Annotated in this window: 12 protein-coding genes; 5 read left to right on the top strand and 7 right to left on the bottom strand. The window is 70.7% G+C overall.

The genetic code is table 11. The features are described 5' to 3' along the window. Window positions 1-19: 19 nt before the first annotated feature. The 4 genes from ACIA8R_RS36490 to ACIA8R_RS36475 form a co-directional block, all read right to left on the bottom strand. Window positions 20-1,279: a class I SAM-dependent methyltransferase gene (locus ACIA8R_RS36490; protein ID WP_397042285.1), complete on the bottom strand. Its 1,260-nt coding sequence runs from the start codon at window positions 1,277-1,279 to the stop codon at window positions 20-22. Window positions 1,280-1,281: 2 nt separating this feature from the next. Beyond that, window positions 1,282-2,631, bottom strand: a complete 1,350-nt coding sequence (locus tag ACIA8R_RS36485) for an FAD-binding oxidoreductase (protein WP_357698705.1) — start codon at window positions 2,629-2,631, stop codon at window positions 1,282-1,284. 130 nt (window positions 2,632-2,761) lie between these two features. Next, window positions 2,762-3,745 (bottom strand): NAD(P)-dependent oxidoreductase, encoded by a 984-nt coding sequence (locus ACIA8R_RS36480; protein WP_397042284.1) that lies wholly within the window; start codon window positions 3,743-3,745, stop codon window positions 2,762-2,764. Continuing rightward, window positions 3,742-5,283, bottom strand: coding sequence for a serine/threonine-protein kinase (locus tag ACIA8R_RS36475; RefSeq protein WP_357698710.1), 1,542 nt, complete (start codon window positions 5,281-5,283; stop codon window positions 3,742-3,744). The genes ACIA8R_RS36480 and ACIA8R_RS36475 overlap by 4 nt, the downstream gene beginning before the upstream one ends. Before the next feature lie 208 nt (window positions 5,284-5,491). On the opposite strand from ACIA8R_RS36475, the gene ACIA8R_RS36470 reads away from it, so the two are divergent. Continuing rightward, the gene (locus ACIA8R_RS36470) at window positions 5,492-6,613 is read left to right on the top strand and encodes a CaiB/BaiF CoA transferase family protein (RefSeq protein WP_397042283.1); all 1,122 of its coding nucleotides are present in this window, start codon (window positions 5,492-5,494) and stop codon (window positions 6,611-6,613) included. A 78-nt stretch (window positions 6,614-6,691) separates the two neighbouring features. On the opposite strand, the gene ACIA8R_RS36465 is transcribed toward ACIA8R_RS36470, so the two are convergent. Next, a complete protein-coding gene (locus ACIA8R_RS36465; protein ID WP_397042282.1) occupies window positions 6,692-7,921 on the bottom strand; it encodes an FAD-dependent monooxygenase in 1,230 nt (409 codons plus the stop codon). An 83-nt stretch (window positions 7,922-8,004) separates the two neighbouring features. Here ACIA8R_RS36465 and ACIA8R_RS36460 point away from each other — a divergent pair, with 83 nt between their 5' ends. Next, window positions 8,005-8,523, top strand: a complete 519-nt coding sequence (locus ACIA8R_RS36460; protein WP_357698719.1) for a helix-turn-helix domain-containing protein — start codon at window positions 8,005-8,007, stop codon at window positions 8,521-8,523. A gap of 168 nt (window positions 8,524-8,691) precedes the next feature. On the opposite strand, the gene ACIA8R_RS36455 is transcribed toward ACIA8R_RS36460, so the two are convergent. After that, window positions 8,692-9,144, bottom strand: coding sequence for an effector binding domain-containing protein (locus ACIA8R_RS36455; protein WP_357698721.1), 453 nt, complete (start codon window positions 9,142-9,144; stop codon window positions 8,692-8,694). 96 nt (window positions 9,145-9,240) lie between these two features. On the opposite strand from ACIA8R_RS36455, the gene ACIA8R_RS36450 reads away from it, so the two are divergent. After that, window positions 9,241-10,680: a GuaB1 family IMP dehydrogenase-related protein gene (locus ACIA8R_RS36450; protein WP_357698723.1), complete on the top strand. Its 1,440-nt coding sequence runs from the start codon at window positions 9,241-9,243 to the stop codon at window positions 10,678-10,680. Window positions 10,681-10,732: 52 nt separating this feature from the next. Here ACIA8R_RS36450 and ACIA8R_RS36445 read toward each other — a convergent pair whose 3' ends face one another. After that, the gene (locus tag ACIA8R_RS36445) at window positions 10,733-10,861 is read right to left on the bottom strand and encodes a hypothetical protein (RefSeq protein ID WP_397042281.1); all 129 of its coding nucleotides are present in this window, start codon (window positions 10,859-10,861) and stop codon (window positions 10,733-10,735) included. Window positions 10,862-10,928: 67 nt separating this feature from the next. Here ACIA8R_RS36445 and ACIA8R_RS36440 point away from each other — a divergent pair, with 67 nt between their 5' ends. After that, a complete protein-coding gene (locus ACIA8R_RS36440) occupies window positions 10,929-11,303 on the top strand; it encodes an FKBP-type peptidyl-prolyl cis-trans isomerase (RefSeq protein ID WP_352357863.1) in 375 nt (124 codons plus the stop codon). Window positions 11,304-11,439: 136 nt separating this feature from the next. Further along, window positions 11,440-12,963 carry an ATP-dependent DNA ligase gene (locus ACIA8R_RS36435; protein WP_397042280.1) on the top strand — a complete coding sequence of 508 codons (1,524 nt, stop codon included), beginning with the start codon at window positions 11,440-11,442 and terminating at the stop codon, window positions 12,961-12,963. The last annotated feature ends 338 nt before the right edge of the window (window positions 12,964-13,301 follow it).

Below are 13,301 nucleotides of genomic sequence, written 5' to 3'. Positions count from 1 at the left end.
AGGGCCCCCTCCCCGTCCGTCACGGCCAGTTGACCGCCGGGCGCAGCTGCACGCCGGACCGGCCGTCGTCGTCGAGCTTGACGCCCAGCACCTGGTGGAGCTGGACCTTGTTACGCTCGAAGCCCACGATGCAGCCGGCCATGTACAGGGCCCACACCCGGGCCGTGCCCATCCCGACCTCCTGGACGGCCTCGTCCCAGTTGGCGTCGAGGTTGTCGCACCAGTGACGCAGGGTCTTGGCGTAGTGCTCGCGCAGGTTCTCCTCGTGGCGGATCTCGAAGCCGATGTCCTCCATCTGCCTGACCAGCCAGCCCACGGACTCCAGCTCGCCGTCGGGGAAGACGTAGCGGTTGATGAAGCCGCCCTTGTTGAACGTCTTCTCCTTGCCCGTCGGACGGGTGATGCAGTGGTTGAGAATGCGGCCGCCGGGCTTGAGCTTGCCGTACAGGAACTCGAAGTACGACGGGACGTTGTCCTTGCCGATGTGCTCGGTCAGGCCGATCGAGCTGACGGCGTCGAAGCCGGTCTCGCGCACGTCGCGGTAGTCCATGAAGCGCACCTCTGCGAGGTCCTGGAGACCCTCGTCGGCGATCGCCTTTTGGGCCCACTCGGCCTGCTGGCGGCTCAGGGTCACGCCCAGGGCCTTGACGCCGTAGTGCTTGGCGGCGTGGATGACCATGCCGCCCCAGCCGCAGCCGACGTCGAGCAGGCGCATGCCGGGCTTGAGGTCGAGCTTCCTGGCCACCAGGTCGAACTTGGTGTACTGGGCCTCCTCCAGCGTCGCGCCCTCCTCGGGGTAGGTCGCGCACGTGTAGGCCATGGACGGCCCGAGCACCCAGCGGTAGAACCGGTTGGACACGTCGTAGTGGTGGTGGATCGCCTCGGCGTCACGCTGCTTGGCGTGGCGCGAGCCGAGCCGGGCCAGGGCGCTCTGACGCACCTCCTGCGGGGGCGGCGGCACCCGCATGAGCAGCGGCTTGACGCCCAAGGACCGCACGGCCGCGAGCTTCTCACCCGCGGTCAGGTCGTTGGTGGTGATGTTCCACATACGATCGAGCAAGGTGTACAGATCGCCATGCACGTCGATGTGACCGGAAATGTACGCCCTGGCCAGGCCCAGCTCCCCAGGGGCCTGCGCCAGATAGGCCACCGCGATGGGCGACTTGACCTCAAGGCCGAGATCGGCGCCGTCAGGACCGGCCTTGCTGCCGTCGTAGGCCATGAACGAGATGTTCGCGTCAGAGCCGACGATCTTCTCAAAGATGCTTGCGAGAGCCATGCTCACCTTCCCCGTACACACTTTTCGTACAGGTCCAGCAGGCGACCGTTCGGGTCGTATTCCCGCTTGACCGGCCAATAAGCATCACCGTTGTACAGCTCCCAGAACTGCTCACGGGCGTAGAAGGAGGTCGAGTAGAGCGACTTGTGGCCGTCCAGCTCGTGCACCGAGTCCTCGATGAGCTTGTTGTAGTAGCCGTCGAACTGGCCGCGCGGCAGCGGGACCATGCCCCAGAAGCCGAAGTTGACGTAGAGCTTGCCGGGCTCCAGCGGGTACAGCGGCCAGCGGGAGCTCGCCCGCAGCGGGCACATCCACACGGGGGTCATGCCCACCTTGTCGTGGAAGAACTCCAGGAACTGCGCGCCGCGCTCGATGGGCACCTCGACGTCCTGGATGACCGACTCCTGGACGGGCTGGTCGCGCCACCGGTCGATGCGGGCGGTCAGGCCGGTCCGCCGGTCGAGGGCGACCAGCCTGCGGTAGACGTCGGAGCGCATCCAGCGGCGCGGCATCAGCGAGCGGACCACCGGCTGCTGCACGCCGAACGCCCGCGAGCACCAGAACCAGTCGGTGTCCCAGCGCCACAGGTAGTCGTGGATGCTCAGCCAGTCGCGGCTGCGCTGCCTGATCGACTGGTAGTAGATGCGCATGCCGGTGTAGTCGGAGACGTAGGGCGCGCGGTCGGCGAAGCGGCCCAGCGTGATGTACATCTCCTCCGGGTCGAAGAAGACGCCGTCCACGAAGTCGACCTGCTCGCCGTCGTGGACCATGCTGTCGCTGATCTCCTGCATGGCCAGCATGCACTTGGCCGCGTCGGTGAACCTGATGTGCGTCAGGTGCACGTACGGCTGGACCTTGCGGAGCTTGATCCGGATGCGCAGCGCGTAGCCGAGCGTCCCGTAGGAGTTGGGGAAGGCGCGGAACAGATCCTGGTGCTCGTTGTCGTCACGGGCCACGATGATGCGGCCGTCGCCGGTGAGGATCTCCAGTTCCTCCACCGACTCGTGCGGAAGGCCGTCCCTGAAGCTGGTCGACTCGATGCCGAGGCCGGTGACGGCGCCGCCGAGCGTGATCGTCTTGAGCTGCGGCACCACGTACGGCATGAGCCCGTGCGGCAACGTGGCCTCGACCAGGTGCTCGTACGTCGTCATGCCCTGGACCTCGGCCGTCATCGTCACCGGGTCCACGCTGATGACTTCGTCCAGGTCCCTGGCCGACAGCTTGGCCGTCTTGCCCCCGTCACGGAACCTGAACAAGTTGGACGTGGACTTGGCCAACCGGGGAGCGGCGTCGCCGGGGATCTCGGCGTAGGACTGCCGGATCTGCTCTACTGCCCGTTGGTGTGTCGACATCGTCGTCGTCACGGAAGCACCCCCTTGAGCTGGTAGAGATCGTCCGTAAGACCGTATCTCCCGCGGGGCGACTCGAACAGACCGGGGTCGTTAAAGACACGAAAACTGTTCATCGTGCCAGGTGAAACGCCTATATGGGAGGCGAATGCGGAAATCTCCTGCGTACGACGGGTGAGACCCCGTTGAGGACGGCACGTACCTCTCGTCCCTCCAGTGCCGCCGCGAGGTTGTCCAGCGTCGCCGTGAGCAGGCGCGTCGTCGCCTCGGGCGTCACCCCGGCGGCGTGCGGCGACAGCAGCACGTCCGCCAGGTCGCGCAGCGAATCGCCGGCGGGCAGCGGCTCGGTGTCGAACACGTCGAGCGCGGCCCCGCCGAGGTGCCCGTCGCGCAGCGCGGCGACCAGCGCCGCCTGGTCGACGACGCCGCCCCTTGCCGCGTTGACCAGCAGCGCGCCCTGCTTCATGCGGCGCGGGTCGATCAGCCCGCGGGTCTCCTCCGACAGCGCGATGACCACGACCAGGACGTCGCTGGTGGCCACCAGCGTCTCCAGGTCGGCGCGGCCGGGCGCCTGCCGCGGGGACCTGGTCCAGTAGGAGACCTCGCAGCCCAGGGCGCCGAACAGGCGGACGCAGTTCTCGCCGATCGGGCCGTAACCGACGACGCCGACCCGGCGGCCGCTCAGCTCACGCGGCCTCAGCCCCTGCTGCGGCCACTCCCCCGCGCGTACGGCGGCGTCGGCGGCCCCCAGCCTGCGCGACAGCGACAACGTGGCCGCCAGGCACCACTCCGACACCGCGACGGCGCTGACGCCCGGCGTGTTGGCCAGCGGCACCCCGGCCTCGGCCAGGGCGGCCAGGTCGTGGCCGTCGACGCCCACCGAGGGCTGCTGCACGAAGGCCAGCGCGGGCGCGTGCTTGACCGCCTCGGCGTCGAGCACGAGCGTGGAGGTCCAGTCGCCGAGCACGATCTCGGCCTCGGGCAGCGCGGCCAGCAGCCCGGCCCGGTCGCGGGTGGCGGGCACGCGGACCGTCACCCGGTCGCCGAGCGGGGCGAGCAGGCCGCGCGTCGCCTCCTCGGGCAGCGGCGGCAGGGCGAGCAGGTTCCAGGGGCTCATGCCTTCACCGTAAAGCTGTCGATCACCTGTCGCATCAGCCCCCTGTTGCGCAGCCACTGGTCCTGGGCGACCGTCCAGGACAGGATGTAGGCCGTCTCGCCGGACACCACCGCGCGGCGCACCTCGTGGTAGGTCATGCCGGGCCTGATCCAGCCGGTGCCCGCGGCGCTGGCCGCCGTCCAGGAGAACTCCCACTCGACCGCCTTGACGCCCCGGTGGACGACCACGCGGCGGCCGCGGCTGATCACCTCCTGGCCCTCCTCCCGCAGCGTCTCCTCCGAGTCGCGCAGGATCTGGTTGGCGTCGAGGCTGGAGAACAGGGCCTGGACGCCGAGGTGGGCGTTGCCGTCGCGGCGCGTCCACTCGGTGGAGGACTCGCGCAGCGCGCCCCGCCAGCCGATCGGGCGCAGGATCGACCAGCCGTCCCGCGAGGTCCACGCGCGCACGAGCGGGCGCACCCGGCGCACGGTCGGCGTCGGGGTGGCCGACGGCGTCCGGCTCGTCGTGGGCTCCTGCGAGGGGGACGGCGTCAGCGGGCTGGCCGCGGCGGCCGGCTGGGCGGTGCGCGGGGCGCCCTCGGCGGGCGGGGCGAGCTTGAAGTAGGCGACGGCGCCGCCCGCGACGAGCACCACGGCCGCCGCGGCCACGGCCAGCACGGCCCGTCCGCGGCCGCCGCCGCCCGGCTTCTTCTCCGGCAGGTCGGCGTAGGCCGGCTTGGCCGCCACCTCGATGGCGGCGAGCAGCCGGTCGGCCTCCTCGGCGTCCACCCGCTCGGCGGGCTCCTTGCGCAGCAGGCCCTTCAGGACCGGATGCATGATCGGCGGGATGCGCCGGTAGTCGGGCTCCTCGTTGAGCAGCGCGTTGAGGGTCGCCATGGCCTCGCCGCGGTCGAAGGGCGAGCGGCCCACCATCGAGGCGAACAGCGTCGCGCCGAGCGACCACAGGTCGGAGGGCGGTCCGGCCTCGTCGGCGCGCACCCGTTCGGGGGCGAGGAAGCTGGGCGAGCCGGTCACCATGCCGGTCCTGGTCAGCGAGGCGTCGCCCTCGACCGTGGCGATGCCGAAGTCCATCAGCACCACGCGGCCGTCGTCGGCGATCAGGATGTTGGCGGGCTTGACGTCCCTGTGCAGGATCCCGGCCTCGTGGGCGGCCTTGAGCGCCGACAGCACCTGGCGGCCCACGTCGGCCGCCTGCCGTACGGGCAGGGCCCCGGAGGTGGCCACGACCTCTTCCAGCGAGGGGTGCGCGACCAGCTCCATGACGATCCAGGGCCGCCCGCCCTCCTCGACCACGTCGTAGACCGCGACCACGGAGGGGTGGTTGAGCTTGGCCGCCGTACGGGCCTCGCGGGCGGTGCGCATGAGGTGGCGCTCCTGCTCGCCCGGCGACAGCCCCTCGGGCAGCAGCACTTCCTTGATGGCCACCTGCCGGTTGAGCAGCGTGTCGTAGCCCTCCCAGACGACGCCCATACCCCCGCGGCCCAGTTCGCGCAGTAACTGGTAGCGCCTGGCGACTAGCTGGTTGCTCTCCGAAACCATGTCCTACCCCTGTAGCGGCGCGAGCGCCTGCTGCAGACAGCCGCTGGACGCCGGCGATCTGTAGACCACCCGAACAGTGGGCAAGTTTCCCATACCTCCCACGAGTTCGCGGGGAGGACGCAGGAAAGGCCGCTTGCCACGACTCGCCGAAGGTTGTTCTACTGGGGCAGGTTCTGAGCCCCCTTGTGACGCTGTCGAGGAGATGTCCATGTCGAAGGGTAGTGGCGGTCCGCTGGCCGGAGTGCGCGTTCTGGAGCTCGCGGGGCTGGCCCCGGGGCCGTTCGCCGGGATGATGCTGGCCGACCACGGCGCCGAGGTGCTGCGGGTCGACCGGGTGAAGGCGGTGTCCGACAGACCCCGCACGGACGTCATGGACCGCGGCAAGCGGACGATCGGCCTGGACCTGAAGTCGCCCGAAGGCGTGGCCGCCTTCAAGGAGCTGGCCCGCAACGCCGACGTGGTGATCGAGGTGTTCCGCCCCGGCGTCGCCGAACGGCTCGGCATAGGCCCCGCCGACCTGCACGCGGTGAACGAGCGGCTGATCTACGGCCGGATGACCGGCTGGGGCCAGGACGGCCCGCTCGCGCCCACCGCCGGCCACGACATCGACTACATCGCGATCTCCGGCGTGCTGTCGATGCTCGGCCGCGAGGACGACCGGCCGACCCCGCCGATCAACATCCTCGGCGACTTCGCCGGCGGCGGCCTCATGCTGGCCTACGGCGTGCTGCTGGCCCTGTTCGAGCGCGAGCGCACCGGGAAGGGACGCGTGATCGACGCCGCCATGGTGGACGGCGCCGCCGTGCTCTTCTCGATGTTCTACCAGGCCGCGCAGAGCGGCTTCTGGGGCCCCCGCGGCACCAACCTGCTCGACACCGGCGCCCCCCAGTACGACACCTACGAGACCGCCGACGGCGGCCACCTGGCGGTCGGCTCGCTCGAACCGCAGTTCTGGGACGCCATGGTGAACCTGATGGGCCTGACCGGCCTGCCCGACAGGAACGACAGGACGCAGTGGCCCGCCCTCAAGGCCCGGCTGGCCGAGGAGTTCGCCAAGCGCACCCGTGCCGAGTGGGAGGCCCTGTTCGAGGGGTCGGACGCCTGCGTCTCCCCCGTCCTGTCCATGGCCGAGGCCGCGCGGCACCCGCACAACGTCGCCCGGGGAACGTTCACCGAGGTCGGCGGCACGACCCAGCCGATGCCCGCGCCGCGCCTGCTCGGCACGCCGGCCCCGGACCTGTCGCCGGCCACGCGCCTCGCGGACCTGTCCGCCTGGGGGTTGTCGGCGGAGGAGGCGGACAAGCTGCGCGAGCAGGGCGTCCTGGCCTGAGACGGCATTCCCGGGCGTGCGTTCAGTCAGGGGCGTGACGGCGCTCTCTGGGCGTTCCTGGGCGTTCCTGGGCGCTCGTCAGGGGTGTGACGGCGTCGCCGGGCGTGTGTGGGCCGTGTAGTCCTTGAGGGTGATCGAGTCGTGCAGGCGCACCCCCTTGCTGCTGATCTTGGTCGCGGCCCTGGTGAGGGCGACCGGCACGTGGTTGACCAGCCGGATGCCCTGGGTGAGCGCCCACAGGTCGAACCGGCTCCCCGGCACGATGCCCCTGGCCGCACGGCGGGCGAACGAGCGGCTGCGGCGCACGTAATCGCCCATCTCGGCCTCATAGGCGGGGTAGGCGGTCCGGTGGTCGCCGCCGTGCGCGGCCAGCTCGCCCGCCAGCACGTACGCCCCCACCACCGCCAGGCTCGTGCTGCCGCCCACGGCCGGGCCCGGGCAGTAACCGGCGTCCCCGGCCAGCGTCACCCGGCCACGCGACCAGGAGTCGAGCCTGAGCTGGGTGATGGAGTCGAAGTAGAAGGCGGGCGTGCGGTCCAGCTCGTCCAGGATTCTGGGGACCTGCCAGCCCAGGCCGCCGAACCGCTCGCGCAGCAGTTCCTTCTGGCGGGCCACGTCCCGATGGTGGTAGTCGAGCGGCTCCGGCGTCCTGAACAGGAAGCCGGCCCGCGCGTCGTCCATGTGCGCGGCGCTGTACACGGCGGCCATCCAGCCCTCGCCCGCCATGGCCTCCATCCGGCCGTCCAGGTCCAGGAAGTTGGGGACGGAGGCGACGGCGAGGTAGGCGCCGATCCAAAAGGTGAAGCGCTCCTCGGGGCCGAAGGTCAGGCGGCGCACGTTGGAGTGCAGCCCGTCGGCGCCGATCACCAGGTCGAAGCGCTCCTGCCGGCCACTGTCGAAGCACACCTCGCCGTCCTCGGAGATCGAGGCGATGGAGTCGCCGAAGACGTAGGCGGCGTCGTGGCGGGTCGCCTCGTGGAGGACCTCGCTCAGGTCGTCGCGCATGATCTCGACGTGCCGGTCGGAGACGGCCGTGAGGACGCGGCGCAGCTCCAGTTCCACGGGCCGCGCCCGGCCCTCCCGGTGGACCCTGAGCCAGTCGGTGCCGGTCTTCTTCACCATGATCAGCCTCAGGACGCCCATTTTCTCGACGATGTCCATGGCCGGTTTGAACAGGTCGACCGCGTGGCCGCCCGACTTCCTGAGCGCCGGGGCGCGTTCGACGACCGTGACCTCGAAGCCGTACCTGGCCAGCCAGTACGCCAGCACCGGCCCGGTGACGCTGGCTCCCGAGACGAGGACCTTCATGGCCGCTCTCCTTACTTAACGGTTGGTAAGTCCACGCTAGCACGCGTCCTTACTTAACGGTAGGTAAGGGATAAACTTCTGCCATGCCCAGTGACACCAAGTCCCGCATCCAGGCGGTGGCCCGCGAGCTGTTCGCCGAGCAGGGCGTGCAGAACACCAGCCTGCGCCAGATCTCCGACCGGCTGGGCATCACCAAGCCCGCGCTCTATTACCACTTCGCCTCGCGCGACGACCTGGTGCGCAGCATCGTGCAGCCGCTGGTGGAGGACTTCGAGCGCTTCACCGCCAGGCGGCAGCCCGGCGACCCGCGCGCGCTGCTCGACGACTACTTCGAGCTCATGTGGCGCCACCGCGACGTGACCGGGATGATGGTGCGCGACATCTCGATCCTGTCCTACCTCGATCTCGGTCAGCGCATGTTCGAATGGCGGCGCGAGCTGATCGCCCTGCTGCTCGGGCCCGACCTCACGCAGGCCCAGCAGATCCGGGCCACGGTGGCGCTCGGCGGCATGGCCGACTGCACGGTCGAATACGCCGGCCTCCCGTTGGAGGACGTCAAACCGACGGCCGTCGCAGCGGCAGCCGACGCCCTCGGCCTCTGACCCGGCCGACCACGCGAACCTCGCCCCCTCGCCCCCTCGCCCCCTCGCCCCCTCGCCCCCTCGCCAAGCGACCTGAACGGCCGCGCCCTCAGGGTGCGGCTTGGACGGCCGCGTGGAGGTCGGCGCCTTCGGGGGTGACCTAGACGGTCGGCGCCCTCGGGGTGTGACCTAGACGGCCACGTAGAGGTCGGCGCCCTCGGGGTGGTGGACCTCCAGGTCCGTGGTGAAGGCGCGGGAGGGCTGGCCGCCCGACTCGGTGAACTGCCACACCTGCTGCCACGCCTCGATCAGCGCCTGCGGCATCGGCCCGCGGGCCTGCAGCCGCAGCGACTTGGCGATCGGCACGCGCACCGCCACCATGCCCTCGGGCAGCCGCGGCACCGTGCGCACGCCGATTCCGACGATCTGCGTATAAGCGCCGGTGTGGTCGCTCTCGTAGTCGGTGAGCACCGCGTAGAGGTTCTCGTCGACACGGCCCGGCACGTGCGCGAAGGCCCCCGGCGCGCCCGCCCGCTGCCACAGCGCGGGCAGCGTCGCCCGCGCCGGATCCGCCTCGTCGGCGTTCGTTGTGCGTACGGCGAAGCCCACCACGGTCAGCTCGGCCCGTTCGACGATATCCACGACTTCCCTCCCCCAAATGTGTCCCCGGCCGATCATAAGCCCCGGAGAAAGGGGGAAACCCCTTGTTGAACCTGTCACCCCATAAGATGGATGAACGTGAAGTTTCTCAATGACCAAGAGCCTCGCTACGATTTGACTTACAGCGACGTGTTCATGGTGCCGTCGCGCTCCTCGGTCGGATCGCGGCTCGCGGTCGACCTCTCCACGAACGACGGCACGGGCACCACCATCCCCCTCGTCGTCGCCAACATGACCGCGGTCGCCGGCCGCCGCATGGCCGAGACCGTGGCCCGCCGCGGCGGGATCACCGTGATCCCCCAGGACATCCCCCTCGACGTCGTCGCCGAGGTGGTCGACTGGGTCAAGAAGCGCGACCTGGTCCACGACACCCCGCTCACCCTCACCCCGCACGACACCGTGGGCGAGGCGCTGCAACTGCTGCCCAAGCGCGCCCACAACGCGGTCATCGTCGTCGACTGGGACAACCGTCCCGTCGGCGTGGTGACCGAGGCCGACTGCCAGGGCGTGGACATGTACACGCAGCTGTCCGAGGTCATGTCGAGCGAGCTGCTGACGCTGCCCGCCGGGCTCGACCCGCGCGCCGCCTTCGACCGCCTGCACGGGGGACGTCACCGCCTCGCGCCCATCGTGGACGAGGACGGCCGGCTGGTCGGCATCCTCACCCGTACGGGCGCGCTGCGGGCCACGCTCTACCAGCCCGCACTCGACGCCCAGGGCCGCCTGCGCATCGCCGCGGCCGTCGGCGTGAACGGCGACGTCGCCGCCAAGGCCAAGGAACTGCTGGAGGCCGGGGCCGACTGCCTGGTCGTGGACACCGCCCACGGCCACCAGGAGAAGATGATCGCCGCCCTGCGCGCGGTACGGGCGCTCGACCCCGGCGTACCGGTCGCGGCGGGCAACGTGGTGACCGCCGAGGGCGTGCGCGACCTGGTCGAGGCGGGGGCCGACATCCTCAAGGTCGGCGTGGGGCCGGGCGCCATGTGCACCACGCGGATGATGACCGGCGTCGGGCGTCCGCAGTTCTCGGCGGTGCTCGAATGCTCGGCCGAGGCCCGCCGTCTCGGCAGGCACGTCTGGGCGGACGGCGGCGTCCGGCACCCTCGGGACGTGGCGCTCGCGCTGGCCGCCGGGGCGTCCAACGTGATGATCGGCTCGTGGTTCGCCGGCACGTACGAGTCGCCCGGCGACGCCCGTACCGACGCCGACGGGCGCAAGTACAAGGAGAACTTCGGCATGGCCTCCTCGCGGGCCGTACGGCTCAGGACCGCCGAGGACTCCGCCTACGACCGGGCCAGGAAGGCGCTGTTCGAGGAGGGCATCTCGACCTCGCGCATGTACCTCGACCCCAAGCGGCCCAGCGTGGAGGACCAGATCGACGGGATCGTCGCGGGCCTGCGGTCGTCGTGCACGTACGCGGGCGCGGCGAACCTGGAGGAGTTCCACCGCCAGGCCGTCGTCGGCATCCAGAGCTCGTCGGGCTACGCGGAAGGCATGCCTCTGCACCAAAGCTGGTGACCCACCCGGCACCGTCCGTTGGTGCGCCGGGTTCGCCGTGCTCGGGCGCGGCCTACCGGGGCCAGGCGCGGTCGCAGGCGGCGAACGTCTCGGCGATCGTCGGCCCGATGCCCCGGGCCGCGCCGGTGACCACGGCGACGCGCCCGGTGAGCAGCACGGCGCCGGGAGAAAGGGCGGCCATGAACGACGACGATATCCCGACCGCATAGAGTCGTCGGGTTATTGTCATCGTCAACAGGAGCACATTCGTGGCACTCGAGAAGCCTGAGATCGACTTCCCCGAGGGCAACCCGCCCGCCGATCTGGAGATCGTCGACCTCGTCGAAGGCACTGGCCCCGAGGCCAAGCCGGGCCACAACGTCAGCGTCCACTACGTGGGTGTCTCGTTCTCGTCCGGAGAGGAGTTCGACGCGTCGTGGAACCGCGGCCAGGCGTTCGAGTTCCCGCTCGGGGGCGGCCGCGTCATCGCGGGCTGGGACCGCGGGGTCGCCGGGATGAAGGTCGGCGGCCGTCGCAAGCTCGTCATCCCGCCGCACCTCGGCTACGGTGACCGCGGCGCGCCGCCGCGCATCAAGGGCGGCGAGACGCTGATCTTCGTGGTCGACCTGCTCGGCGTCAGCTAGACCGGGAACGGGCGGGCCGCCGACAGCGGCCCGCCCGGCTTCCTGGGTCTCCCTGCTTCCGCGGCTTCCCCCGCTTTGGCAAAACCCGGGACAAATCGGGTGGGGAAATGTCGGCGTGGTGAGGCACGATAGCGGTGTGCTTCTGATCGACGTGGTCCGTACCTCCGACGCGGTGACGCGCACCTCCGCACGGCTGGGCAAGGTCGGCCATCTGGCCGAGCTGCTCGCCCGGGTCGGCCCGGACGAGGCGGAGATCGCCATCGCCTACCTGTCGGGCGATCTGCCGCAGCGCCAGGTGGGCGTGGGCTGGCGCTCGCTGGAGGACGTCCCGCAGCCCAAACTGGCGGCCACCGCCACCCTGACGGCCGTCGACGCGCTGCTGACCCGCATCAAGGCCATCTCCGGCCCCGGCTCGCAGGCGGCGCGCAGGGCGCTGGTCGCCGAGCTGTTCGCGGGGCTGACCAGCCAGGAGCAGCAGTTCATGCGCAGGCTGCTCAACGGCGAACTGCGTCAGGGCGCCCTCGACGGCGTGATGATCGAAGCGCTGGCCAAGGCGTCCGGTGCGCCGTCGGCCGACGTGCGGCGCGCGCTCACCCTGCGCGGCTGGCTGCCCGCCGTGGGCGCGGCGGCGCTGACGGGCGGCGTGACGGCGTTGCACGCGTTCAAGCTGGAGGTGGGCCGGCCGGTCTCCCCCATGCTCGCGGGCAGTGCCCCCAACGTGGCCGCCGCGCTGGAGAAGGCGGGCACGCCCGCGTCCCTGGAGTGGAAGCTCGACGGCGTGCGCGTGCAGGCCCACCGCTCGGGCGCGGAGGTGCGGGTCTTCACCCGCACGCTCGACGACATCACCGCGCAGGTGCACGAGCTGGTCGAGGCGGTGCTCAGGCTCGACTGCGCCGACCTGGTGCTCGACGGCGAGGTTCTCGCGCTGCGGCCGGACGGGCGTCCCCACCCGTTCCAGGTGACCGCGAGCCGCGTCTCCAGCAAGACAGACGTCGCCAGGCTGCGCGAGCAGACCCCGCTCAGCGTGTTCTTCTTCGACGCGCTGCGCGCCGACGGCGCCGACCTGCTCGACCTGCCGTACTCGCAGCGCCAGGAGGCCCTGGCCCGCGCCGTCCCGCCCGGCCTGCTGACGCCGCGGCTGATCACCGCCGACGTGGCGGAGGCGGAGAAGTTCTTCACGGACGTGGTCAAGGCGGGCCACGAGGGCCTGGTGGTCAAGTCCCTGTCCGCTCCCTACGCCGCCGGCCGGCGTGGCGCGGGCTGGGTCAAGGTGAAGCCCCGGCACACCCTCGACCTGGTGGTCCTGGCGGCCGAGTGGGGCCATGGCCGGCGCCAGGGCAAGCTGTCGAACCTCCACCTGGGCGCGCGCGACCCCGAGGGCGGGTTCGTCATGCTCGGCAAGACGTTCAAGGGGCTCACCGACGAGCTGCTGGCCTGGCAGACCGAGCGGTTCCTCGAACTCGCCGACGGCCCCACCGACGAATGGGCGGTCAAGCTCCGGCCCGAGCTGGTCGTGGAGATCGCCTTCGACGGCGTGCAGCGCTCGCCGCGCTACCCCGGGGGGATGGCGCTGCGCTTCGCCCGGGTGCTGCGCTATCGGCCGGACAAGCGCGCCGAGGACGCCGACACCGTGGACACCGTCCGCTCCCTGATGTTCTGAGACCGCTCCTCCCGTTCACACTCCCCGGACCGGCTGGACGTCCAGAGCGAGGGTTGCCCCGTGGATCTCCCGCTTACGGCTTGAGGCCGAAATCTCCTGTCCCGTGGTCTTTGGCGAGTTCTGCCGTTCTCCAGAAACCCCAAGATCCTCGGCGTACGCTCGGCGTTCTGGGCCTCTTGCGCCCTTAAGAGAGATATGTCACTGTATGTCGCATTAAGTTGTCTTTACCTGCTGTTTGTCGCATATGTTCTTCCTCGCCCGCTGGATCCCCATCCCTTGCGGGCGGACAGGCCGTCACGCGCCTCCACACCCCCATGACCTGGCCTTTCCCTTTCATG

Origin of the sequence: Nonomuraea sp. NPDC051191 (genome assembly GCF_044455665.1) — a bacterium.
GTDB lineage: Bacteria > Actinomycetota > Actinomycetes > Streptosporangiales > Streptosporangiaceae > Nonomuraea.
Note: the sequence above shows the minus strand (reverse complement) of the source record. Positions and strands in the feature narration are given on the sequence as shown.

What these genes read in the sequence shown, in the direction of transcription:
- ACIA8R_RS36490 (WP_397042285.1), bottom strand. Translation starts at nt 1,279, where the DNA reads ATGGCTCTCGCAAGCATCTTTGAGAAGATCGTCGGCTCTGACGCGAAC.
- ACIA8R_RS36485 (WP_357698705.1), bottom strand. Translation starts at nt 2,631, where the DNA reads ATGTCGACACACCAACGGGCAGTAGAGCAGATCCGGCAGTCCTACGCC.
- ACIA8R_RS36480 (WP_397042284.1), bottom strand. Translation starts at nt 3,745, where the DNA reads ATGAGCCCCTGGAACCTGCTCGCCCTGCCGCCGCTGCCCGAGGAGGCG.
- ACIA8R_RS36475 (WP_357698710.1), bottom strand. Translation starts at nt 5,283, where the DNA reads ATGGTTTCGGAGAGCAACCAGCTAGTCGCCAGGCGCTACCAGTTACTG.
- ACIA8R_RS36470 (WP_397042283.1), top strand. Translation starts at nt 5,492, where the DNA reads ATGTCGAAGGGTAGTGGCGGTCCGCTGGCCGGAGTGCGCGTTCTGGAG.
- ACIA8R_RS36465 (WP_397042282.1), bottom strand. Translation starts at nt 7,921, where the DNA reads ATGAAGGTCCTCGTCTCGGGAGCCAGCGTCACCGGGCCGGTGCTGGCG.
- ACIA8R_RS36460 (WP_357698719.1), top strand. Translation starts at nt 8,005, where the DNA reads ATGCCCAGTGACACCAAGTCCCGCATCCAGGCGGTGGCCCGCGAGCTG.
- ACIA8R_RS36445 (WP_397042281.1), bottom strand. Translation starts at nt 10,861, where the DNA reads ATGGCCGCCCTTTCTCCCGGCGCCGTGCTGCTCACCGGGCGCGTCGCC.